Genomic DNA, 23,552 nt, shown 5'->3' with positions numbered 1-23,552 from the left:
TGTTATGAAGCAGACAAAAATGGAAATCAGGGACGTTTTCTGGAGCGGGCAGATTGAAAAAATGTGCGAAAGCATCATACCCTATCAATATGAAGTACTAAGCGATGCTGTCCCAGGGATACCCAAGAGCCATGCAATTGAGAATTTTAGAATTGCGGCAAAGCTGGCGGATGGTGAGTATGCAGGCATGTTATTTCAGGACAGTGATGTGGCCAAATGGATAGAGGGCGCGGCATATTCCCTTAGAATAAAGGAGAATCCCAAGCTGGAATCCGAGATTGATGAACTGATTGAAATCATAGGACGGGCGCAGCAAAGCGATGGTTATCTTAATACATATTACACTTGCGTGAGAAAGGGGGAACGGCTTACCAATATCGCACACGGTCATGAAATGTACTGCGCGGGCCATCTGGCGGAGGCCGCGGCCGCGTATGCAGAAGCGACGGGAAAAGAACGGCTGCTGCAGATTGCAGAGCGTTATATGGATTGGTTTATGGAAAGAATCGGTCCGGAAGAGGGGAAACTGCATATCTACCCCGGGCACCCGGAATTGGAACTGGCGCTGTACAGGCTTTATCAATATACCCAAAAAGAAACATATTTGGATTTTATGAAATACCTGTTATTAGAACGGGGAAAGCAGCCCTCTTTCTTATTAAACGATTCCGGATTCGGTGAACAATTTAAGGATAAATGGTTTGGACTGGAGTATCACCAGGCACAGAAACCAGTGCAGGAGCAGCGCGAGGCGGTGGGGCATGCCGTCAGGGCCATGTATTTGTATTCCGGTTTAGCGGATCTGGCATACGAAACAGGAGATGAAAAGACCATCCGGGCACTGGATGCGCTGTGGCAGGATGTGACAAAGCGAAAGATGTATATTACGGGAGCAGTGGGAGCGGATGAGCATGGAGAGGCATTTTCGGTTCCATACGATCTTCCAAATGACCGGGCATATGCAGAAACCTGTGCGTCAATCGGCCTGGTGTTCTGGGCAAGACGGATGCTCCGTCTGAAGCTGGACAGCCAGTATTCGGATATTATGGAACTGGCATTGTACAATGGGGTATTGAGCGGTATGTCTGACAATGGCAAAGAGTATTTTTATGTAAACCCTCTTATGCTGAATCCCCGTGAAGCCGATCAGAGATACGACCTGAGGCATGTGAAAACAAGCAGGGTAACCTGGTTCGGATGTGCGTGCTGTCCGCCAAACGCGGCAAGAACCATCACGTCATTAGACAAATATGTTTATGATTATAATCAGGAAGAAAATCAGTTAGCCATTCACCTCTATATTGGCGGAAAAATATATTTGGAAGAGGGGGGCCTGTGGGAGATCACGGGAGATTATCTGGGAGTCGGAAGACTGGAAATAAAGTATTCCGGCCAACAGAAAGAAATGTCTGTAAGACTCAGGAAACCTGGCTGGAGTAAGAGCATTGGCGTATTGGTCAATGGAGAAGAAATACAACCGGAAGAAGTTACAGGATATATGGGAATAAACAAGGCGTGGCGTGATGGTGACGTCATTCAACTTCAATTTGACATTCAAAGCCGGTTTGTATATGCAAATCCCAAGGTATCTGCTGACAGCGGCAGAGCAGCGATATTGCGGGGCCCCATTGTTTACTGCCTGGAGGAAGCTGACAATGGAGAAGACCTGAATGCGCTGATCGCAGAATCGATTTGCGGGACACAGGAAATGGGACAGGAAAGAGAAGGCAGAGAAGAGATTTACCCGCCTGTTTATATACGGGGGTATCGGGAATATCAGAATTCGGGCAATCATGAACTGTATTCATTTGAACAGCCGGAGAGAAAAAAAGTCACCATGAAGGCGGTTCCTTATGCACGGTGGGGGAACCGGGGGATTGGGGAAATGCTGGTTTGGGTTAGGCGTTGACTAGCTTTGGGTTGGGCGATGGATGGGGGCGCAAAATGAAGGGCTAGCCGAAAGCCTGCCAAATGCACATATGCCGCCTCGAAGTGCGGACACGAACCTAAGAAATTCTAGGAAGCCGGCAGCCGAAAAAGCGGGGTACAGGCGGCACATCACGAGAAATCCGATGATTTCTCGCGCTGGGCCGCCTAATTTTGTGATTCGGTGATCACAAAATTTCCCCGCTTTTTCGGCTGTCGGCTTCCAAGAATTTCTAAGGATCGTTTTAGCACTTTGAGGCGGCATATATGCATTTGGCAGGCTTTCGGCTAGCCCTTCATTTTGCTGGGTTCATCCAATCGGGAGGAAAGCTTGTCTACTGGGGGGCTCCTTAAGTGGGGCGGCGTATTGATTCGTTTGGTGGAACATATTGTACTCATTCATTTACTATAAAATAAGCGTATTCTATTTGCACCAGGGAATATTATAAACAAAGGGCGTACTGTAACGAAGGGCGTACCGTAACAAAGGGGTTTCGCAGAGTATTTGTACGTGATACAATGGTGCTATTGAAAGTTATGGGAGGCATATGTTATGAAGAGGATTGTACTGGGCTCTGCATCACCCCGGCGAAGGGAGCTGATGACGCAGATTGGGCTGGAGTTTGAAGTCGTGGTAAGTGATAAAGAGGAGCGTTATGATAGTACGGTTCCCCAGGAGATTGTGAAGGAACTGGCTTTGATGAAAGCGGAGAATGTGGCGGCTGAACTTGGTGCAGAACATGGATTGAGGGATACGGTTATTATTGGGGCGGATACGATCGTGGCTGTGGACGATAAGATATTGGGGAAGCCAAAGGATGAAGCTGAGGCATTTGAGATGCTGACGGAACTGCAGGGCAGGGCGCATCAGGTGTTTACCGGGACGGCCATTTTGGATTATGATGAGGACGGAGTGTGTCAGACTTTGAATCATGTGGTTGAGACCAAGGTTTATGTACATGCTATGGAACGGGACGAGATTCTGTCATATATCAAGAGCGGGGAGCCCTTGGATAAGGCAGGCGCATACGGGATACAGGGGGCATTTGCGGCTTATATTGATAGGATAGAAGGGGATTATTATAATGTAGTGGGTCTGCCGGTTTCTTGTTTGTACCAGCAATTGAAACAGATCGGAGGGGGTTACGTTGAATAAGCGTGAGGCATCAAACTGCGAATACTGTATGAACTATGAATATGATGAGGATTATGAGTGTTACGTCTGCATACAGAATCTGGATGAAGACGAAATGGTTCGGTTTGTAAAAGGGGATTTTCATGAGTGCCCGTATTACAGGCATGGGGATGAGTATAAAATCGTAAGAAAACAGATGTAAAGGGGGGCTGGCCCTTCTGTAAAAGGAACAGCTTCCTCCGCAAAGGGGTCAGACCCCTTTGCTCCAGAGCATGGCTCCGTTATCGCGCAGCCATTTCTGGCAGCTTTTGTAATTAGGAAGTATCTCTTCTACGATGTTATAAAATGCGGCTGAATGATTCATCTCTTTTCTATGCGCCAGCTCATGGACTACAATATAATCGAGCACATCTTCGGGGGCAAAGATCAGCCGCCAGTTGTAGTTGAGATTTCCTTGGCTGGAGCAGCTTCCCCATCGCGTTTTTTGTTCCCGGATGGAGATGCGTCCGTAGGAGACGTGCATGATGGATGCATAGTAAGCGGTTTTTTGTGTGAAAATATCTCTTGCTATTTTAATGTAACGGCTGCGCTGCTGTGTGGTAAGCGGCTGCGGGGCAGGCTGTGGAGTTTGCTTCGCTTTCTCGACGTATTTGAGTACCCAGGCTTCTTTTTCTTTGAGAAAACGGTCGATGGAGGATCTGGGGCAGTTTTTGGGGGCGCGGACTTTGACGCTGCCCTCCGTTGTGATTTGTATGGCCAGTGTTTTCCGGCCGCTGTATATAACTTCATATGAAAATGGATGTTTCAATTTGATCACCTCCACAACAGTTTAGCAGGGATACCATTAGAGTTCAAGATAGAAAAGGAGTCTTTTAAGAGTGGAAAAACAGAAGATTTTAATAGTGGAAGATGACCTTGCCCTTGCAGAAGGGCTTCGGATAAATATGGAAGCGGCGGGATTTTTGGCAGAGGCAGTGTATAACGTACAGGATGCGTTTCTGCATCTGGAGACGGCCCAGGCGGATCTGCTTTTGCTGGATATCAATCTGCCGGATGGAAATGGAGTTGAATTTGCGGAAAAGGTGCGCCGTATGCTGAATGTCCCCATCATATTTCTGACAGCCAGGGATATGGATGAGGATATGATTGCCGGATTCCGGGCAGGGGCGGACGACTATATTACAAAGCCGTTCCATATTCAGGTGCTGGTAGAGCGTGTCCGGGCTGTGCTGCGGAGATATCAGCCTTCTATGGAAGTGAAAAATCAGATGCAGACAGGGAATCTGATGATCGACTTTGAAAGCTATACCGTATTGAAAAGCGGAAAGCCGCTGTCCCTGACTCCCACGGAGTTTAAGCTGCTTGAGAAGTTCTTAAGAAACCCCGGAATCGTCCTGACAAGGCAGGTGCTGATTGACGAGCTGTGGGATAATGATGGAAATTTTGTGGATGAGCATACGCTGACGATTTTTGTGAGCCGGCTTAGGTCAAAGATAGCAGATAACGAGTTTACGTATATTAAGACCGTATACGGGACCGGATACCGTTGGACAGGAGCTGAAAATGGATAAATGGACAATAGCCGCCGCCGTGGCTGCCGTCGTCGTCAGTGCACTAGGCACGGGACTGATTATGTGGATTAATATGCGGAAAAAATATATTGCATTTGCAGAGGACATTTGTGAATCTATAGACACGATCCTGCGGGGGGAGTCTGTGGAGAACTTTGTTTTGGAAGACGAAACCCTGTCTTCAAGGGTACAGATGAGATTGAAGCGGCTTTCTGATATTACGGAAGCTGCGGCAAAGAAAAATGAGGACCAGAAAAAGGAAGTGCAGAGCATAGTATCCGATATTTCCCATCAGCTGAAGACACCCATTGCGAATATCACCATGTATTGCGATACGGTTCGTCAGAAAGAATTGCCGGAAGAAACCAGGGAGAAGTGCCTTGAGGTGCTGGGCAGGCAGGTTGGAAAACTCGAATTTCTGGTACAGTCTCTATTGAAAATGTCCCGTCTGGAGACCCATATGATCTCCATCCACCCCGAAAGAAACAGCCTTAGGAATACGTTGTATGAAGTGTCTGAAAGCATCCGGGTGAAGGCGGAACAAAAAGGGCTGCAAATAGAAGTTGAGTGCCCGGATGACATCTATCTGTATTACGATGCCAAATGGACCGCTGAAGCAATCTTTAATATTGTGGATAACTCTGTAAAATATACAGCGGAAGGTGGAAAAATCCGTATTCATGCTGAACCCATGGAAATTTATACGAAGATTGTCATTGAAGATAACGGCATGGGAATTGCAGCGGAGCATGTCAATGATGTGTGCAAACGTTTTTTTAGAGAGGGAAAAGCGAACAGCACGGAAGGGGTCGGGATTGGCCTGTACCTTACCAGAGAGATTATCACAAAACAAGATGGATATCTGAAAATACAGTCCCGGGAGGGGGCCGGGACTAAAGTGGCGGTCTATATTCTTAACAAAATAAGTGAAGATTCTCCCACCTCTATCGGTGGAGAGCTGAGACACGAAAAACAAGATTAAGAAGGCGGGCGGAGCGGATTCAGTATCCCCAACTGACATGATGTCAATCTACACATCTATAAGCTGCAGCATACTGATTGAAATTACCGAGCGTGTATTGAAACAATAAGGAAACGGGGACTGACCCTCTGTGGGGGTCAGAACTCCGTTTTTGTTTGTACTATGATGCAATAGAAAGTAAACTTGACGGCAAAGTGGGAGTGATTAAAATAAAACCTACAAAATTCTTATGTTTTTCGAGAGGTTTTTGAAACATTTCTTTGATATTCTTATTACAGACCAAAAAACGGTGTTCAAAGGAGTGTTTAAAATGAGTATACTGAAAACAGAAAATCTGAAGAAATATTATGGGAAAGAACCCAATGTCGTGCGCGCGCTGGACGGCGTATCCCTGGAAATAGAAGACGGCGAATTTGTGGCGGTAGTCGGGACATCCGGCAGCGGCAAGTCGACCCTTCTGAATATGATGGGCGGCCTGGATGTTCCCTCATCGGGAAAGGTCATCATAGCGGGCAAAGACCTGTCGGGAATGGATGACGACCGCCTGACTATATTCCGCCGCAGGAGGATCGGATTCGTATTCCAGAACTACAATCTGATCCCCATACTGAATGTGTACGAAAATATCGTGCTGCCGGTCTCTCTGGATGGAGAGAAGCCGGATGAGACCTATCTGAAAAAAATCATTTCGCTTCTGGGCCTGGAGCAAAAGCTGATGGAAATGCCGAATAACCTATCCGGCGGCCAGCAGCAGAGAGTGGCAATTGCCAGGGCGCTGGCTTCAAAACCGGCAATCATACTGGCGGATGAACCCACCGGGAATCTGGATTCCAAAACCAGCCAGGATGTGCTGGGGCTGATTAAAATGACGAGCAGACAGTTTCACCAGACAGTTGTCATGATCACTCACAATGAGGAGATTGCACAGCTTGCCGACAGAACCATCCGCATCGAAGACGGAAAGATCAGGGAAAGCAGGTGGAATGCATGAGCCGGAAGTCATCAGGGAAAATTGCTGTAAATAATAATGGCAGGACGGTAAGAAGTCTGGCTGCCAGCAGCATAAAAAGCAGCAAAATGCGTAACTTTTTTATTGTAGTTACGATCATCCTTTCCGTCAGCCTGCTCATGGTCATGGCCTTGTTTTACGCGGGTATGGACACGGAAAGGGCGCGCCAGGTTGAAAAAATGCAGCATGTTATTTATTACAAGCTGGACAGACAGCAGCTGGAGGAACTTTCACAAGATAAACGGACAGAGTATGTCCTGGGGATGAAAAGCGGCCAGGGTATGGAAGTGGACGGCAAAATGGTCCAGCCCGTGGCATATGACAGTGAACCGCTGAAGGCAGACGGGGTTGAGATTGATACAGTAACTCCGGTCAAAGGAAAAGCGCCGTCAGAGATAAACGAAGTGATGCTGTCGGATGCACACTGCAAGGCGCTGGGGCTTCAGGGGGAACCGGGCGAAAAGGTATCCTTTACCTTTTTAGACGGAACAACCGAAGAATTCATTCTTTCGGGTGTCTTTCATTTGGATAGCCCGCCAAAAATATATAGCGTTATGCTTTCCCAGAAATATGCGGAACAGGGATCACAGCTGAAAGATGTGGCATACGACGGTATCGTGCGTATTCATGATGCAAGAGAAATGAAGCAGCAGAAATTTTTAGATACCATACGCACCATAGCGTCAGATTATGGTATTGCCAGAAAAAACGTCAATGAAAATAATTTTTACCTGGATACATTATCCGGCGGCGACCGGCAGGCCCAGCAAAACATGTTGTTGATTGGTGTAGGCATCGGGATCCTGTTTGTCAGCGTATTGGTAATCTACAGTGTATTTTATCTCTCAGTGGTTGGCCGCATCCGGCAGTTCGGGCAGCTTAGGACCATCGGAATGACAAAGCGCCAGATCCGCAGAATGGTTCGCTACGAGGGGCTGATATTATGTGGAATCGGAATCCCCGTGGGACTTTTGATTGGCGGAGTAATCAGTTACTTCCTGAAACCGGGCGGCTGGAGCTGGAAGAACACGCTGCTGATCGGGGCAGCCGTCATTGCGGCTGACATTATAACGGTGCTTCTGTCAATCCGTAAACCGGCATCCATTGCCTCTGCAATTGCGCCTGTGGAAGCAAGTAAATTTTCCGGTGTTGAGACGGAAAAACCGAAAAAAGGCAAAAAGAACCGGCGCGCGGAGGGAAGACGTCAGGATGGCGGACACAACGACAGAAGTAAAAAAATGTACCGGAATCTTACGCCTATGAATCTGGCCTCCATGAACCGCACGAGAAACAAGAAAAAAACAGCTATGACAATGGCATCACTTGGCATTGGCGGCGTTTTGTTTATGCTGGCAGCGTGTTTCATCACATGTACCAGTCTGGAAGGATATGCGAGCCAGGGCCCGTACCGTTTGGGGGAATTTGTCATTAACCTTTCCTACAACGTATCGGAAACAGCGGAACACGGACAGACATCCATTCAGGAGAATAATCCGATCAATGAGGAGCTGATCAGGCAGCTTGAGTCTATTGACGGGGTGGAAAAGGTCCAGACATTCCAGGAATTACACGCCCGCTGGGAATCCCATGATGAAACAGACGAGGAGAATATGGTGTCCTTTGCTGAAAATGAGGTGGAAAAACTGAAAACCATGCTGGAAGAAGGCGACATTAACTATGACAGCATGGTACAGGAAGATCAGCTGCTTATACAGCATAATGATTCAAACAAAGAAATATATGGCTGGAAGTATGAAGTCGGGGACAAGGTAAAACTGTCTTGGTATGACGGCGCAAATGAGGTAGAAAAAGAGTTTACAGTTGCAGGAATCCTGGATACGAATGACTATATAAACTACAGCAATAATTATGGGAACTTTATCCTGCCGGAGGAAACATTAAACCAGATGGCGAACGGCCTGAACCTTAACAGTCAGATCGTTGTGAAGGTTGACCGTGAAAAAGAATCCCAGATTGAAAAGCAGCTGAATGCGGTAATGGATGAAAATCCGATGCTGACAATGGGGACGTTCAGAGAAATGCTGGAAGAGAGTGAAAAATCCTTTAGTATTCTGTTTTCGGTCATGCTGGGGTTAAGTCTTTTCATCGTGGCATTCAGCATTCTGAATATGATCAACACATTAATCACGAATATTCTTACTAGAAAGCATGAATTTGCTATGATGCAGTCCGTGGGAATGACGACAAAACAACTGTCCCGTATGATACAGACGGAGGGCCTGATGCTGACAGCCGGGAACCTGGTCATCACACTGGTTTTTGGAACGGCGGCAGGGTATGGTATGGTTAAGATATTTGAATACTTTGGGGTCGACTATATGAGTTTCCGGTTCCCGGGGTGGCTGTTCCTGGGGTATGCGGTGTTTACGGCAATTGTTCCTATGATTGTATCCGCGGTTATGATACGCGGGTTTCAGAAAGAGGCTTTGGTGGATCGCTTGAGGGAGTAGGGGTGTACGCATTGAATAGGCAGGGCGGAATTTATGTTGTGCCTGATCCCCATCCGCCGCCGTCCTGAGATTCACCCCCCGGGAAAAGCATCTTTCCTACAGTTTGTATGGGCCAGCCAAGGGGAGTGTAAGCAGCAGGCATCCAGGCTTTCAGGCGTTTTAAACCGCCCGAAAAGTCTGGAAGGCCTGCAGCTTACACTCCCCTTGGCGTCCGCCCAATCAGCAATTAGCGTTTCCCAAAGATATCACTTGCAATTATGCCGGTTTCTTTTTATAATGAGGAAATGTATAGTTTGCTTGTTTATGAGGACATTGATGTGCAGCAAAGATGGATTCTGAAGGGATGAAGGTAAGATGAAGGATAGTGATAAGAAGGAAAAACACCGCTTCCGCAATATGTGGAAGGCGTTAAGTATGGAACTGAGGGAGCACAAAAGTTCTTTTATGGTATATTTTGTGCTGCGTCTGCTTGTGATTATAGTGATGATTCTGCAGATATTTAATAAGAATTATGAGAATGTGTTTCTATGTATCCTCACTCTGCTGCTTCTGGTTATCCCCAGCCTGGTCCAGGTGACGATGAAGATAGAACTGCCGACTACTCTCGAGATTATTATTCTTGTTTTTATATTTGCTGCGGAAATTCTGGGTGAGATACGGGAGTTCTATATCGTATTTCCTTTCTGGGATACCGTCCTGCATACGCTGAACGGATTTCTTGCGGCGGCAATTGGATTTTCGTTAGTGGATCTCCTCAACCGCAGTGAAAAAATGGTGTTCAAACTGTCGCCGCTGTTCACAGCCATTGTGGCTTTTTGCTTTTCTATGACGATCGGGGTCATCTGGGAATTTTTTGAATTTGGCATGGACCATATTCTGGGGTTTGACATGCAGAAGGATACGATTATTCATACCATCCGATCGGTTATGCTGGATCCGGCAGGCGGTAATAATGTTGCTGAGATTGGAAATATTACCAGTGTCGCTGTCCAGGGGAAGGATCTCGGCCTGGGAGGCTATCTGGATATTGGCCTGATCGATACCATGAAAGACCTGATGGTAAATTTTATCGGGGCAGTAGTATTCTCTGTCATCGGTTACTTCTATGTGAAAAATAGGGGAAGAGGACGGATGGTAGGACGATTCGTTCCACGGAAAAAGAAGGAGGAACGGGACTTCCTCAAAATCGTGGAAGCGCAGGACGAGAAGGAGCAGGAACAGCAGGAGCATGAACAGGAACAACAGGAACGTCCCGGCAAAACAGACCGGACGGAGAACTCCGGGGTAAAATAATACGGATTCTCAAAACTGTAACAGTTCAGGACGGCCTGGTTTGTTATCAAAAACAGGCTGTCCGGCCTGTCATATTTAAACGCGGAAAAGCCGCATCTTATGGAAGATACCATAAGGTGCGGCTTTTCCGCAGTTAGAAATCGTACGATACGCTGCGGGCTTACCTGCCCCAGCATTGGAATAGGTTACGGGTAATTTCTTCGGATGCTTCTTTGAGTACCGGCAGATAGGGCAGCAGTTCGTCGGTGTCTTTTATACCGACAAATCCGCTGAATGACAGTGCAGCTATGATATTTCCTTCACTGTCCCGGACAGGAACGGATATGCAGCTGCCGTTATCAGAGGACTCTCTGTGGTCAAAGGCATATCCTCTCTTTGCGGTCTTTCGGACTTCCAGCCAGAATTCGTCCGGATCAATGATGGTATAAGGGGTGAGCGGTTCCATATCGCAGGAATCGACCAGCTTTTCTACCAGGCTGATCGGCAGCTCGGACATTAGAACCTTTCCTCCCGCACATGCGTAAAAGGGAAGCTCGGAGTACAATGCCGGTACATAGTTTACAATGCTCTTAGTGCGGGACTGCTGCAGTACGTAGCAGCGGTGCCCTTCGCGTACGATCAGATTCATGGGCTGGCCGTGTTCTGCTGTGCAGCGGATCATAGTCAGTTCCGCCACTTCTTTTAAGGCCAGATAGAGGTTATTTTTCTCGATGACAAAACTGATCTTCTGGCCGGTTATGTAACGCCCATCGTTACACTGGTATACCCAGCCATTTACTTCTAAAGTCTTTAAAATGCGGAAAGCAGTTGACGGATTAAGCTCACAGCTTTTTGCAATCTCGTTCACTCCAAGCGGAGAGCGTTCCTTGCGGAGGATGTCCAGTACCTCTAAGGCACGGTCCACCATCTTGATGGTTTCTACGTTTTGTTTTTCCATGATGCGTACCTCCTTACTATATACTATGATATCTTGCTAAAGGGATATCAAGTGTTCCATCCGGCAAGTTATTATTGGAATATTTATTTCATCATAGTGTAAAGCGAATATATACTACATTTATACCATTTTAAAAAATGTATGTCAATATGTTGAAAGAAAATGGGAGAATTAGATGAAATACTTATTCCGAAAAAACAAAATCCATGAGGGGACGCGTTATACCTATGTGAGCGGACAATAATAATTTAGTGATATTAATTGGGTTAAATGAATTAAATTGAAATAAAAACTATAATTATGGAATATAATCAAAAATATCTGAAAATATAATGAAAAATTTAAAATATAAAAAGTAGAAAAATGTAGTTGACAGACCATAAAAATCGTTGTATATTGAAGTTACGGAATAGCCATTCCGAAAAATGAAATAATTCCACGGGAATGAGAATCAAGAAAATCATTCTAAATGGAATAAGACCATATTTTACATATTGGAATGACTATTTTAAATCTAATCAATTATAATTTTTAGAGTAAAGGAGAACGAGAACAATGGCAAAAGAAAAACTGAACGGCATCTACATCCCAATGGTGACACCTTTTCATGAAGATGAATCCATCAACTTTGCAGGAATCAAAGAATGCACGGATTTTCTGGCTGACAATGGCGTTACCGGCATTATTCCCTCCGGCAGTACCGGCGAGATGGTTGCGATGACTCCTGACGAGCAGATTGCAGTGAATGATGCGGCGGTGAAAGCCGCAGACGGAAGGATTAAAGTCGTTTGCTCAACCGGCGCATACCGGACAAAAGACGTAGTTAAAATGTCTCAGGCAGCCGAGGCAGCGGGTGCAGACGGCGTTATGGCAGTAACACCGTGGTACATGGCTCCGAATGAGAACGAACTGTTAAAGCACTATGAGACAATCCGTAAAGCCATTGATATTCCGATTATGGTATATCACAACCCCTACTATTCAACTTGCCTGATGAGCGATGAATTTATGGCAAAGCTGTACAACGAAGGTTTTATCGACGCGGTGAAGGAGCGTCAGGCGGATGTGTACAGACAACAGGATCTGAGATACCTTACAGACGATGATTTTGCGATCTTCTATGGTTACGATATATGCCCTGTTGAAAGCGTGAGCTGCTGGGCAGACGGATGGGTATGCGGTACAGGAAACCTTTTCCCCAAGGAGAATACGGAAGTATTCAACCTTGCAAAAGAGCGGAAGATGGAAGAAGCGATGACTGCCCACTTCGAAAAGATCCGCCCCTATCTTCCGTTATTTACGAAACCGACAGCAGACGGCATGCCGACGCCTTGGCTTCAGATTATTAAAGAAGGCCTTAAACTCCGCGGCGTAGATGCCGGATACTGCCGCAAACCGGTTATTTCAGAGCTTCCGGCCGATGTTATGGAGACCCTTAAGGCAGTTCTGAAAGAATACGGGTATCTTGCTTAGCCTCCAGGAACAGGATCTGGTGCTTTCACGTGGAGAAACTTAAAAAAGGTGGATGAGATTTTGCTGAATTGCAGGCTCTGACAAGCCTGCAATTCAGCGGGAAGGAATGGATAGAGTTATGAAAAAGAAAATAATTAGTTTGATCTTATTGTGTACCCTTGTATTTAGTACGACACTGTGGGGCTGCGGTTCATCTAAGGATACTGCTGCAGACAGCGCAGATACGTCGAAGGAAGCTTCGGATGAAACAGAAACCACTGACGGCAAAGGCGGCAAAACAAAGATCACAGTTCTAAGGCCCGGTGACCAGGAAAAGGTGGAAGCCTTTATGGAGCCGGCGATTGAACAGTTTGAAAAAGACAACCCGGATATTGATGTGGAAATCATGTATGAATCCTGGACTGGCTGGATCCAGAAGTATCCGACCTCTTTTGAGGCGGGAACCCAGCCTGACGTCATCTTCTGGTGGGACAATAAGATGAATGATTCCTCTGCGCATGAACATCTGGTGAAGCTCGATGACTATCTGAGCGAAGACTTTTTCAGCCAGATACCCGACAGCATCTGGAGTCTGGTAAATACCAGCGGACTTGACGGTACATATTATGTTCCAAGCAGTGTAGATACATTGGTACTTTACTATAATAAAGAGGTATTTGAGGCCGCAGGCCTGGATCCGGAGGCACCGCCAGCAACGTGGGATGAGCTTCTGGCAGCTGCAAAAGACATTAAGGAAAAGGCCGGCGTACCCGGTATCGGCGTACCCGCCATAACCGGCGCTGAAGTACTGGAAGAATTTGTTGGAATGTTCATAAATCAAGCGACCGATGCACCGATCCTGGATGATAAGAGCATGCCGCTGTTTGATACGGATGAAGGCCTTGAAGCAGTCAAATTTGTAGAACAGCTCGTTCCTTATGTACAGGATTCACCTACCGAGTATGGCCGGGGAGAATTACGCCCGTTGTTAAGAGACGGCGGAGTGGGCATGCTGATAGACGGTCCGTGGGGCGTTGCGGCATATACAGCTGCATTCGGTGAAAACCTGGATGAAAGTAAGATCGGGATTGCTAAGATTCCGCTTGCTCCAAATGGCAAGGAAATTGCATGGGCGGGCACCAATGGCTGGATTGCTACGCGTGACGAGACGGCAGAGGCATCTGCAAAACTGATTGAATATCTGATGTCCCCGGAAGTAATTATCGAACACCACCTGGCATACGGTTCTGCTCCTCTGTACGAGTCGGAATTTGATAACCCTTCATTCCAGTATGATTTCTGGAAAGTATTCTACGACGAAGCGCAGGATTATAAGCTGTACGGCATGATTGGAAAGGACAGTGCGACGCCGGCGGCTTACTACACGGCATTGGAAGAAGTGTGGCAGCAGCTCATACTGGGCCAGCTGGGGGCGGAAGATGCGCTCAAAGCGGCAGCTGAGGCTGCAGAAGGCGTCACTTCAAGAAACCAGTAAATCTGCAGTGCCGCAGCTCACGTATCAGTCAAGGGGGTTGCTGAAAGGTACGGGGAAGATCTTAAAAGTATCAGACCTGGGATTTGCTGAGAGATAAGGGTTAAGGCGTTAAACATAAGTCTATTATCCAGGCCGGCGGAGTATCCGGCCTGGATAACAGCAATATTTGTTTCGAGAAAGGGGGCGCCCTGTTTGAAAAAGAGCCAGAGAAAAAGAGTCATCTGTTCGCTGCTTCCGCTGATTGTCCTGTTGGTTTTTATATACGGATACCCGTTGTTTAAGGTCTGTACCAGCGCCTTTATGGGATTTAGCGGCGCTTCGGCAGGCCAGTTTGTAGGCTTTGGAAATTTCTCTATTATTAAGGATGAGATTCCGAAAACTGTTGTAACTACGTTAATCTGGACGTTTGGTTCTGTAATTCCCGCAATGATCCTGGGCCTTGCCGTTGCATTGATCTGCAACCGTTCTTTTGCGGGAAAGAAAGTAGTCGTGGCATTCAATCTGCTGCCCTACGCTATTCCTTTGATTATAGTTGCCTCTTGCTGGCGTTTTGTATATAATTCTGACTTCGGTATCATCAATGTTCTTCTGAAAAATATAGGCCTGATTGAGGAGCCGATCAGTTTCCTGGGCCTGGATCTGGCTCTCACCTCCGTCATCCTGGCCCGAATCTGGCGAGCCATGCCATTTGCGTTTATGAATTATTATTCGGCGCTTACGACGATTCCGGCTGAACAGTATGAAGCGGCATGTATTGACGGCGCCGGTCCGGTGCAGAGATTCTGTTATATTACCATGCCTAATCTGAAGGCAATAACAGGAAGTACTCTGATTGTGCTGACGGTCTGGACATTCCTTGTATTTGATATCATTTTCGGTATGACGGGCGGCGGGCCGGTCAATGCGACCAAGACCATTTCGATGCACATCTATCAGGAGATGTTCAGTATGAAGAACCTTGGTACAGCATCTGCATGGTCATTGATCGCGATATTGGTACTGGTAATTATTACGGTATTTTACTGGAAACTGATGGAAAGGGAGGATGCGGCATGAGAAATAATAAATCAATTGCCGGGAAAGTTTTCCGGATTATCCTTTGTATTTTATTCTGTATGTTTGCGGCGATCCCAATCTATGAAGCGCTGATCGTGTCGCTGACTCCATATTCCCACCTTCTGGAAGCGCAGCTGGTACCTCATTATTTTGAACTGTCCAACTTTACATCGGCCTTTAGATTGATCGCCGGCAATGTGCTGAACAGCTTTTTCTATGCGTGCTGTGCAACGGTTCTGACGGCGCTGATCTCCATTCCGGCAGCTTATGTGCTATCCAGATACCGCTTCAAGCTGCGCCAGGGAATGCTTTTTGTTCTGCTTCTGACGCAGATGATGGCGGGGATTGTTATCCTGCCTACTTTATACAGGATGTTCCAGTCGCTTGGCATTCTGAATTCCCGGGGGGCGCTGGTTCTTGTGCTTACAGGCATCAACCTGGCGTTGGTTGTAACTATCCTTCACGGATATTTTTCAACCCTGCCGGCAGAGCTGGAGGAGGCGGCGGCACTGGATGGCTGCAGTTATATACAGCTGCTGGCCCGCGTCATTTTCCCGATCAGCGGACCGGGTATTGCGGTGGGGGCAATCTTTGTGTTCATTAACAGTTATAATGAATTTGTTGTACCGCTGTTCCTGCTGTCAGATGCAAATAAATATCCTTTGACGCTGGTGCTATACAGCCTGCTCAGCGATACAACAATCCGCTGGCATATCATGGCTGCTGCCTCCCTGATTGGGATTATCCCGCCGGTTGTGATTTTTACATTTTTCCAGAAATATATCATACAGGGGGTTACCTCGGGGGCGGTGAAAGGATAAGCTGGTATGGGGTCAGACCCCTTTTCAAAGGGGTCTGACCCCTCTGCGGAATCGACAGGGCCCTTCCTTAGGAGGGCAATAAAATCTTGGAGGGACAGATTATGCAGGAATTTAAGATCCCATGGGGGCAATGGTACGAACAGTCCTATAGAAAACTAACTTTTCCCGACGAGTGGGAGATCCACTATCAGGGAATGCAGGAGCATCCCTCTCTGAGAAGCGGGGACGTTCTGGCTAGAATAGACAATCCGGTGGGGACAGAGCGGCTGGAGACTCTGGCTGCGGGGAAGAGGAGTGCATGTATCATTATTGATGATATTTCACGTCCCACCCCGGGCGCTTTCTTGCTTCCGCTCGTGATTCGGAAACTGCTGGATGCAGGTATGGACGGCAGTAATATTAAGGTTTTGATTGCGCTCGGCGGACACCGCCCTATGACAAAGCAGGAAATGGAGATCAAAGTGGGAAAATGGGTATTGGATCACGTTCAGGTACTGAATCACTTCCCATTCTCAACAGACCTGATAACTATTCCGGACGACAACCAGGTGATAAAGATTAATAAAAACTATGTGGATGCTGAGCTGCGAATAGCCGTTGGGTGCATTGTACCCCATACTCTTGCAGGGTTCTCCGGGGGCGCCAAGGCGGTCATCCCGGGAATCGGCGGTATCGAGACACTGAAAAGCAACCATATGCTTGTCTATGAAGATGCGAGTAAAAACATGTCATTTAAGACCAGCACATGCAATCCCGACAATCCTATGCGCACCAATATGGAGCGGATCGTCAGCAAAGTAGGGCTGGACTTTATTGTGAATGTCGTGCTCAACGATAAGATGGGAGTTGCAGATGTTTTTGCAGGCCATTTCATAAAGGCACACCGGGCTGCATGCAGACGGGCAATGGAATGTCTGCAGACGGAATTGGTCAGGGATGCGGATATCCTGGTCCTCTCTGCCTATCCCAAGGACACGGAGTACTCCCAGATCGGAACTTGTTTTGCTGTCCTGGGACACTACAAGGAAATGTGCGTAAAGCCTGACAGCACTCTGGTTGCGGTGACGGCGGCAAGCGAAGGGGCGGGATTCCACGCGCTTTTTGGCCCCGGAATGAGCCTGTTTTCCCCGCACGACGATAATGTGCCTCCTCCGGAACTGAAAGGGAAAGAAATCCTGATTTATTCCGAGGGTGTTAATTCTATCGACATCAGACAGTTTTACAGAGATGAGACACCGGACCTGAACAGGGAGTGGGAAGACATACGGAAACGGCTGGAAGAAAAATATGCAGGGAAAAATCCGGTGGTTGCCATTTACCCAATGGGGGCGATACAGATCGGCTGCATGAATACGGAAGGTGGAGAATGACTATGGACACACAGTATGATATTGCCGTGATTGGCGGCGGTGTGATTGGAAGTGCGGTTGCCAGGGAACTGTCACGCTATCAATTAAAGATTTGTGTTTTAGAAAAAGAGCTGGATGTCTGCAATGGCGTAAGCGGGCGCAATACCGGACTTCTGCACTCAGGTATACTAAATGAAAAGAATCTCCTGCGTACGGAGTGCTGTATGGAGGGGAATGCGGAGTTCGAACGGGTTGCCGGGGAACTGGACATACCGTTTCGAAGATGCGGAAAGCTGATTGTTGGATTTGGCGAAGAGGAAAGGAAACGGCTGGAAGGTCTGTATCAGCGCGGGCTTGATAACGGGGTACCCGGAATCAGAATGATTGGCCGTGATGAGATCAAACGGCTGGATCCCAATGTGGATGGCGAGTTTGCCATTTACGTGCCTTCGGCAGGCATTTTATGTCCGTTTACCTATACAATCGCATTAGCGGAAAATGCAGTTGAAAACGGTGCAGCGTATTATCTGGATCACGAGGTGACAGGAATCGAGAGAGAGGAAACGGGGGTGTACCGCATCCTCACGAAGGGCGGGGAATTTGTCAGCCGCTGGGTCATCAACTGTGCAGGGCTATATGCCTGCCGCATTTCTGAAATGCTTGGGTTTGAATCCTATATACCGAACCGCGTCAAAGGCGAGTACGAGATTCTGGATAAGAAAGCAGGAAATTACCTGTCTCTGCCGGTGTATCCGACTCCCAATGAGTACGGTGCATTTGATGTCCACGTAACTCCGACGATTGATGGAAATGTCCTGGTAGGTCCTACCATCGAGACGATCGGTGCGAAGGTCGATTATGCGGCAACGCAAAAGATGATAGACGTTTTGGTTGAGCAGGGGTCCAGAATGTTCCCCCGGATGAAACGGGATTACTATATCCGCAACTATGTGGGGGTGTTTCCGACCATAGAAGATCCGGCGACCCATAGGGAGCTGGACTTTCAGATTCAGACAAAGAAAAGCGTTCCCCATGCTGTAAATCTGCTGGCTATTACTTCTCCTGGGCTGACCAGTGCGCTTCCGATTGCGCGGAGAGTGGCTGCAAAGATCAAGGAGCAGGAGGAACTGTTGGTAAATGAGAAGTTTAACCCCATCCGCAGGGGGATCGTGAAGTTTTCGGAACAGGATGAGGAAGGCAAAAAGCGGCTGATTGAGCAGGACCCGGATTACGGGGAGATATACTGCAGATGTGAATGCGTTACCAGGGCAGAGGTGAAACAGGCGCTTCATAATGTGCTGGGCGTTTCCACCGTCAGCGGAATCAAATACCGGACGAGAGCCACGATGGGACGATGCCAGGGCGGCTACTGTGAGACGAGGCTGACCCGGTTAATCCAGGAGGAGCTGGGCAGGCAGAAGACAGAAATACTGCTGAATAAGAAGGGCGCCTATATGTTTACCGGGGAGGTGAAATGACATGCACAAGCGCGATGTTGTGATTATAGGAGGCGGGCCGGCCGGGCTTGCCGCTGCTGTGGAACTGAAAAAACGGGGAGTGGACGATATCTTAATCATCGAGCGTGAGAAACAGCCCGGAGGCATCCTCCGCCAGTGCATTCATGACGGATTCGGCCTGACCCGTTTTGGGCAGACCCTGAGCGGACCGGAATATTCCCAGAGATTTATTGACGAGGTTGAAGAACTGCAGATCGAGGTTATCACCAATGCAACGGTCATTGACCTGACGGGAGACAAAATCGTAACGGCGGCTGCAAGGGACGGGCTTATCCAGGTACAGGCAGGAGCGGTCATTCTGACCATGGGCTGCAGGGAGCGCACCCGGGGAGCGCTGGCGATCCCGGGCCAGAGACCGTCGGGCATTTACAATGCCGGCGTAGCGCAGAGCTACATGAATTTGTACAATACCATGGTGGGAAAAGAAGTCATCATCATGGGTTCAGGTGATATCGGGCTGATCATGGCAAGGCGGATGACGCTGGAGGGAGCCCATGTAAAGGCCGTATTTGAAGTGCTGCCGTATCCAAGCGGCCTTCCCAGAAATATTGAGCAGTGCCTGAACGACTACAACATCCCGCTTTACCTCAGTCATTCCGTAATCAATATCAAAGGAGATACACGGATTGAGGGCGTAACGGTGGCAGAGGTGGGGACGGATATGAAGCCGGTTCCCGGAACCGAAAAAGATTTCCCATGTGATACGCTGATATTGTCGGTCGGGCTGATTCCTGAAAATGAGCTGTCTCTTGCGGCTGGAGTCACGCTGGATGGCCGGACGAAGGGCGCATTTGTGGATGAAAATTACCAGACAGACGTCCCGGGTGTTTTTGCGGCGGGAAATGTCCTGCATGTGCACGACCTGGTAGACTTCGTATCTCTTGAGGCCGAGGCTCTGGCGGCCGGAGTTGAAGAATATCTGAACTGCGAGGGGCTTCCGCCCTGTGATATAGAGATTGGAACAGACTGCAACATCGGGCACATCATCCCCCAGAGCGTGAGCGGGGAGAAGAACTTCAGGATGTCCATGAGGGTGAAACGCCCTATGGGCAGGTGCAGGGTTGTTGTCAGCCAGGGGGATACAACTGTAAGATCAACGGTTGTGCCAAATGCTATCCCGGCAGAGATGATACAGTTTGATGTTGATGCCGGTAACATTATATCTAAGGAGAAAATCGAGGTGTCAGTGTATGAACAGTAGGACCTTTGTCTGTATCGTCTGCCCAAACGGGTGCACGATCGAGGCTAAGTATGAAGATGATAAGATATACAGCATTACCGGAAATAAATGCAAGAAGGGGGTGGATTATGTCCGCCAGGAACTGATCGACCCGCGCAGGACGATTTCGAGTTCTGTGCGCATTGAGGGGGCGGTGCTTCCGCTGTGCAGTGTGAGGCTAACGAATGCAATCCCCAAAAAAGAGCTCTTCCGGGTGATGGAGGAGATCAATAAAATCACACTGGCTGCGCCTGTTGAGATCGGGCAGGTAGTCATAAAAAATGTCTGCGGACTGGAGAGTGACGTAATCGTTACGAAGAATATGGGAGGAGGGAGCCTGCCGTAAGGATGCCCGGGGATGACCTTCGGGCTGGGATACAGACGGGGGCTTTGGTGCAGGCCATCTGCTGACTCTCTCTAATATCAAAACGGACTCCCGCATGGAACCGCCGGCATTCGGGGGCTGTCGGTTTATTTTTTCGACAGCCTTAGGAATTTGTAAAAAACTGGAATCTACAGTCTGTTCATATATAAAAGGGGATAAGGATTTCCCTGTTCGTCATTTGCAGTTCTTTTGTAAACTTTGAAACCCATGTGTTCAGAGATGCATTGCCTTAACAGCACTTTCCCACACGTCTAGTAACTGTTGTACCAATATCGGATTTCTGTCTTTTATTTCAATAACTTTCATTTTCAGCCCCCATAAACTTAAATTTCTAAAGTCGTCAAATCCATTCAAATCGACATATGCTATTGAGCCATCGATAATTGTCCCGATTGCTCCAAACAGTTTCTTCGCCTTGTACTGCTTCAGATACATGCGGCAAGGCTCCAGATGTGGAACAGGATGGCGGCTCCCAGGATGGTTGACAGGATATAGATTAGGATCGCGGGAGTGTTTCCTATATAGGGGATCAGGGCGGAGAAGCCTATTTGCTGCATGAGGTAGTCGGGGTTGATGTAGAACATGTTAATGGTTCCAAAGGTATCCAGGAGGAGATTGAGGAGTGTGGCGGCTGCGCAGCAAATAAGGTAGAGCAGGGTGCCGTCTCTGAAATGGCGCAGGCGCAGGCGCCGGGGCGCCGGAGTTTTCGTGTATGAGAGCCCGGCGGTCAGGCCTATGACGATGAGGAGGATGTGCCATAGGTAGGAATGGATTGTAAGGAGGGGGGCATCGTAATGGAGGCCGCTTGTGTCGGCGAATACGGCGATTCCCCCGAGGAGGCTGTAGTTCATCAGGAAGGAAAGCAGGGCCTGGCGGAAACGGGAGGGTTTGAGCCAAGGGATGACCAGAAGGAGGTACATGGCTATGCTGCAAAGCTGAAATGGGAAGTACCACCATTGATAGACGCCATGATTGAGGCGGAAGGTGAGATACCATTGTTTCCAAAGCTCGCTGGCAGACATGAGGAGGCCGCAGGCAAGAAAAAAGTGATTCAGTTTTTTGGGAGCGGGAATCTGTCTTTTCATGTTGACCTCCTGTTGTATTGCTGGGGTGAACCTGTTTTTCTTACAATTATTGTATGACAGAAGTGCATTCTGTAACACAGGCCTTAATAAATGGTTACTGTTTACGGTCCCTTGGACAGTAACTATGTATGTAAAGTTCCTGGGATTTTGTGTTACCTTTAGTATGAATTATAAAGGATATAAACCAAAAATGCACGCGTTGTGAAGGCATATTTTCAGCCGTTTTCGGGTTACTGTTCAAGCCGTGCCGTGCACCTTGCTGCACGGCATCGGAGCCGGTGAAGTAACGTTTTCGGTGGTTTGGGACGTGCGGCAGATCGGTGATAAAGCGCATAAAAAGGCCGCTTATCATAAAGAAGTTGCTAAAGTTTCCTTAACCTTTGTGAAAATATTGACATACTTATGGCTAAAACGACGAAATGTGAAGGTCTCGAAACATTTCGGTTTGGTTAATTTGTATTTAACAAATTTTTACAAATATAAATTGTACAAAAATAAAGATTAAATTTAAATAAAAATCCGTAAACCAGGGAATTAAATCACTGGAAAATTTGATGAAAATTTTAAAAAAAGGAGGATAAATGCCGACATTTTGAAATCGTTGACAAACAAAAACTTTGGGCGTAATCTTTAGTTTAACTTTTAGGAGGAAGTGCTCCTGGAAGGGTGTGGAGGGAAGGGAATTTCGGCTTTGAAGTTCTTTTTTTATTTCAAAGGATCTGCATCTTATGAAATAAATAAGCTCTCCCGGCGGGGTGCGCACTGCGGTGTAAGAAGCAGCTGCCGCAGGCGTGAGTTTCGTAAGTGAAACTCCATTTTAAAAGCAAAATATGAAAAGAAAGGGAGGGAGCGATACGGAAAGTTTGACAGAGAAGCTGCTTGAAGAGCTGAACTGCAAGACCGTGTTTACGATTCCGGTATTCGGGGGAATCGGCGTGGCGGAGTCGGTAGTCGTGACCTGGATTATCATGGCCGTCCTGGTCGGGGTGTCATTTATCTTTGTCCGGAATCTAAAGGTCGAGAATCCGGGAAAGAAACAGCTGGTGCTGGAGTCGGCCATCGGCTGGGCGCAGAACTTCTTCGAGGGCATCATAGGGAAGGAAAACAAGCGTTATATTCCTTATTTGATCACAATCATTCTCTATCTGGGTGTTTCCAATATGATCAGTCTGTTTGGATTTAAACCGCCTACTAAGGATTTGAATGTGACAGCAGCGCTCGCGATTATGAGCATGTTCCTGATTGAATATTCAGGCATACGTAAAAATGGGGTAAAGCATTGGGTAAAACATTTTGCCGATCCGGTGCCGATTGTTGCACCGATTATGGTTCTGGAAATTGTAATCCGTCCGTTGTCTCTTTGTATGCGGTTGTTTGGTAACGTGCTGGGTGCATTTGTTATTATGGAACTTTTAAAAGCGATTATACCGGTCATTGTACCAATACCATTTAGTTTTTATTTTGATATATTTGACGGGCTGCTGCAGGCATATGTGTTTGTCTTTCTGACGGCACTGTTTATGAATGAGGAACAGGAGTAAAAAAGACAGAATTATTTCGTAACTGTTTATGGTTCTGGACAGAGACATTATTTTGAAAAAAGGAGATTTGTACTATGGGAACAATTATAGCTATTGGAGCAGGTATTGCAGTTTTAACTGGTGTGGGAGCTGGAATTGGCATCGGAATTGCAACGGGCAAGGCAGCAGACGCAATCGCAAGACAGCCGGAAGCTGACGGCAAGATCAGCAAGACGCTGATTCTTGGATGTGCGCTGGCAGAGGCTACAGCTATTTATGGTTTTATTATCGGGTTATTGATTATTATACTTTTGAAATAACAGGAAAGG

At 47.5% G+C, this 23,552-nt stretch carries 22 protein-coding genes; 18 read left to right on the top strand and 4 right to left on the bottom strand.

Annotated features, from left to right (window positions below):
- Nucleotides 1-4 precede the first annotated feature (4 nt).
- From GKG43_RS04665 to GKG43_RS04655, 3 genes are all read left to right on the top strand, one after another.
- Entirely contained in the window at nucleotides 5-1,909 is a 1,905-nt protein-coding gene (locus GKG43_RS04665) for a beta-L-arabinofuranosidase domain-containing protein (RefSeq protein WP_129878792.1), read from the top strand.
- 570 nt (nucleotides 1,910-2,479) lie between these two features.
- Complete coding sequence (locus tag GKG43_RS04660; protein WP_055151574.1) at nucleotides 2,480-3,082, top strand: Maf family protein; 603 nt, start codon at nucleotides 2,480-2,482, stop codon at nucleotides 3,080-3,082.
- Complete coding sequence (locus tag GKG43_RS04655; protein ID WP_050639448.1) at nucleotides 3,075-3,263, top strand: DUF6472 family protein; 189 nt, start codon at nucleotides 3,075-3,077, stop codon at nucleotides 3,261-3,263. Before GKG43_RS04660 ends, GKG43_RS04655 begins: the two co-directional genes overlap by 8 nt.
- A gap of 48 nt (nucleotides 3,264-3,311) precedes the next feature.
- Here GKG43_RS04655 and GKG43_RS04650 read toward each other — a convergent pair whose 3' ends face one another.
- Nucleotides 3,312-3,878, bottom strand: a complete 567-nt coding sequence (locus GKG43_RS04650; RefSeq protein ID WP_347562929.1) for a SprT family zinc-dependent metalloprotease — start codon at nucleotides 3,876-3,878, stop codon at nucleotides 3,312-3,314.
- A gap of 61 nt (nucleotides 3,879-3,939) precedes the next feature.
- Here GKG43_RS04650 and GKG43_RS23655 point away from each other — a divergent pair, with 61 nt between their 5' ends.
- The 5 genes from GKG43_RS23655 (at nucleotide 3,940) to GKG43_RS04625 (ending at nucleotide 10,387) form a co-directional block, all read left to right on the top strand.
- Nucleotides 3,940-4,632 (top strand): response regulator transcription factor, encoded by a 693-nt coding sequence (locus tag GKG43_RS23655; protein WP_129879536.1) that lies wholly within the window; start codon nucleotides 3,940-3,942, stop codon nucleotides 4,630-4,632.
- Entirely contained in the window at nucleotides 4,625-5,614 is a 990-nt protein-coding gene (locus GKG43_RS04640) for a HAMP domain-containing sensor histidine kinase (protein ID WP_050639451.1), read from the top strand. Before GKG43_RS23655 ends, GKG43_RS04640 begins: the two co-directional genes overlap by 8 nt.
- A gap of 310 nt (nucleotides 5,615-5,924) precedes the next feature.
- Nucleotides 5,925-6,605 carry an ABC transporter ATP-binding protein gene (locus GKG43_RS04635; protein ID WP_050639452.1) on the top strand — a complete coding sequence of 227 codons (681 nt, stop codon included), beginning with the start codon at nucleotides 5,925-5,927 and terminating at the stop codon, nucleotides 6,603-6,605.
- Complete coding sequence (locus tag GKG43_RS04630) at nucleotides 6,602-9,094, top strand: ABC transporter permease (protein WP_129879538.1); 2,493 nt, start codon at nucleotides 6,602-6,604, stop codon at nucleotides 9,092-9,094. The genes GKG43_RS04635 and GKG43_RS04630 overlap by 4 nt, the downstream gene beginning before the upstream one ends.
- Before the next feature lie 354 nt (nucleotides 9,095-9,448).
- On the top strand, nucleotides 9,449-10,387 hold the full coding sequence (locus GKG43_RS04625) for a hypothetical protein (RefSeq protein ID WP_055151565.1): 939 nt from the start codon (nucleotides 9,449-9,451) through the stop codon (nucleotides 10,385-10,387).
- Between the two features lie 160 nt (nucleotides 10,388-10,547).
- On the opposite strand, the gene GKG43_RS04620 is transcribed toward GKG43_RS04625, so the two are convergent.
- Nucleotides 10,548-11,324 (bottom strand): IclR family transcriptional regulator, encoded by a 777-nt coding sequence (locus GKG43_RS04620; protein WP_055151562.1) that lies wholly within the window; start codon nucleotides 11,322-11,324, stop codon nucleotides 10,548-10,550.
- Nucleotides 11,325-11,879: 555 nt separating this feature from the next.
- On the opposite strand from GKG43_RS04620, the gene GKG43_RS04615 reads away from it, so the two are divergent.
- The 8 genes from GKG43_RS04615 to GKG43_RS04580 all read left to right on the top strand — a co-directional run bounded on the left by GKG43_RS04615 (nucleotide 11,880) and on the right by GKG43_RS04580 (nucleotide 20,579).
- Complete coding sequence (locus GKG43_RS04615; protein ID WP_050639466.1) at nucleotides 11,880-12,797, top strand: dihydrodipicolinate synthase family protein; 918 nt, start codon at nucleotides 11,880-11,882, stop codon at nucleotides 12,795-12,797.
- A gap of 118 nt (nucleotides 12,798-12,915) precedes the next feature.
- Nucleotides 12,916-14,271 (top strand): extracellular solute-binding protein, encoded by a 1,356-nt coding sequence (locus GKG43_RS04610; protein WP_173020076.1) that lies wholly within the window; start codon nucleotides 12,916-12,918, stop codon nucleotides 14,269-14,271.
- Nucleotides 14,272-14,463: 192 nt separating this feature from the next.
- Nucleotides 14,464-15,327 carry a sugar ABC transporter permease gene (locus GKG43_RS04605; RefSeq protein ID WP_050639469.1) on the top strand — a complete coding sequence of 288 codons (864 nt, stop codon included), beginning with the start codon at nucleotides 14,464-14,466 and terminating at the stop codon, nucleotides 15,325-15,327.
- Nucleotides 15,324-16,148, top strand: coding sequence for a carbohydrate ABC transporter permease (locus GKG43_RS04600; RefSeq protein ID WP_173020075.1), 825 nt, complete (start codon nucleotides 15,324-15,326; stop codon nucleotides 16,146-16,148). Before GKG43_RS04605 ends, GKG43_RS04600 begins: the two co-directional genes overlap by 4 nt.
- A 101-nt stretch (nucleotides 16,149-16,249) precedes the next feature.
- Nucleotides 16,250-17,518, top strand: coding sequence for a lactate racemase domain-containing protein (locus GKG43_RS04595; RefSeq protein ID WP_129879544.1), 1,269 nt, complete (start codon nucleotides 16,250-16,252; stop codon nucleotides 17,516-17,518).
- Nucleotides 17,519-17,520: 2 nt separating this feature from the next.
- Nucleotides 17,521-18,975, top strand: coding sequence for an NAD(P)/FAD-dependent oxidoreductase (locus tag GKG43_RS04590; protein WP_055151548.1), 1,455 nt, complete (start codon nucleotides 17,521-17,523; stop codon nucleotides 18,973-18,975).
- A 1-nt stretch (nucleotide 18,976) separates the two neighbouring features.
- Nucleotides 18,977-20,215 (top strand): FAD-dependent oxidoreductase, encoded by a 1,239-nt coding sequence (locus GKG43_RS04585; RefSeq protein WP_129879546.1) that lies wholly within the window; start codon nucleotides 18,977-18,979, stop codon nucleotides 20,213-20,215.
- Nucleotides 20,205-20,579 carry a DUF1667 domain-containing protein gene (locus GKG43_RS04580; protein WP_050639474.1) on the top strand — a complete coding sequence of 125 codons (375 nt, stop codon included), beginning with the start codon at nucleotides 20,205-20,207 and terminating at the stop codon, nucleotides 20,577-20,579. The genes GKG43_RS04585 and GKG43_RS04580 overlap by 11 nt, the downstream gene beginning before the upstream one ends.
- A 252-nt stretch (nucleotides 20,580-20,831) precedes the next feature.
- Here GKG43_RS04580 and GKG43_RS23650 read toward each other — a convergent pair whose 3' ends face one another.
- Both GKG43_RS23650 and GKG43_RS04575 read right to left on the bottom strand, forming a co-directional pair.
- Complete coding sequence (locus GKG43_RS23650; protein WP_050639475.1) at nucleotides 20,832-21,053, bottom strand: hypothetical protein; 222 nt, start codon at nucleotides 21,051-21,053, stop codon at nucleotides 20,832-20,834.
- Nucleotides 21,044-21,703, bottom strand: a complete 660-nt coding sequence (locus GKG43_RS04575; RefSeq protein ID WP_083487019.1) for a YwaF family protein — start codon at nucleotides 21,701-21,703, stop codon at nucleotides 21,044-21,046. Before GKG43_RS04575 ends, GKG43_RS23650 begins: the two co-directional genes overlap by 10 nt.
- An 830-nt stretch (nucleotides 21,704-22,533) precedes the next feature.
- On the opposite strand from GKG43_RS04575, the gene GKG43_RS04570 reads away from it, so the two are divergent.
- A complete protein-coding gene (locus GKG43_RS04570) occupies nucleotides 22,534-23,244 on the top strand; it encodes a F0F1 ATP synthase subunit A (RefSeq protein WP_129879548.1) in 711 nt (236 codons plus the stop codon).
- A gap of 74 nt (nucleotides 23,245-23,318) precedes the next feature.
- Nucleotides 23,319-23,543 carry an ATP synthase F0 subunit C gene (atpE, locus tag GKG43_RS04565; protein ID WP_025654373.1) on the top strand — a complete coding sequence of 75 codons (225 nt, stop codon included), beginning with the start codon at nucleotides 23,319-23,321 and terminating at the stop codon, nucleotides 23,541-23,543.
- Nucleotides 23,544-23,552: the final 9 nt, after the last annotated feature.

The sequence above is a fragment of the Eubacterium sp. BIOML-A2 genome (assembly GCF_009680135.1).
Taxonomy (GTDB): domain Bacteria; phylum Bacillota; class Clostridia; order Lachnospirales; family Lachnospiraceae; genus Faecalicatena; species Faecalicatena contortus_B.
The sequence above is the reverse complement of the archived record's forward strand: the minus strand, read 5'-3'. Positions and strand labels throughout refer to the sequence as shown.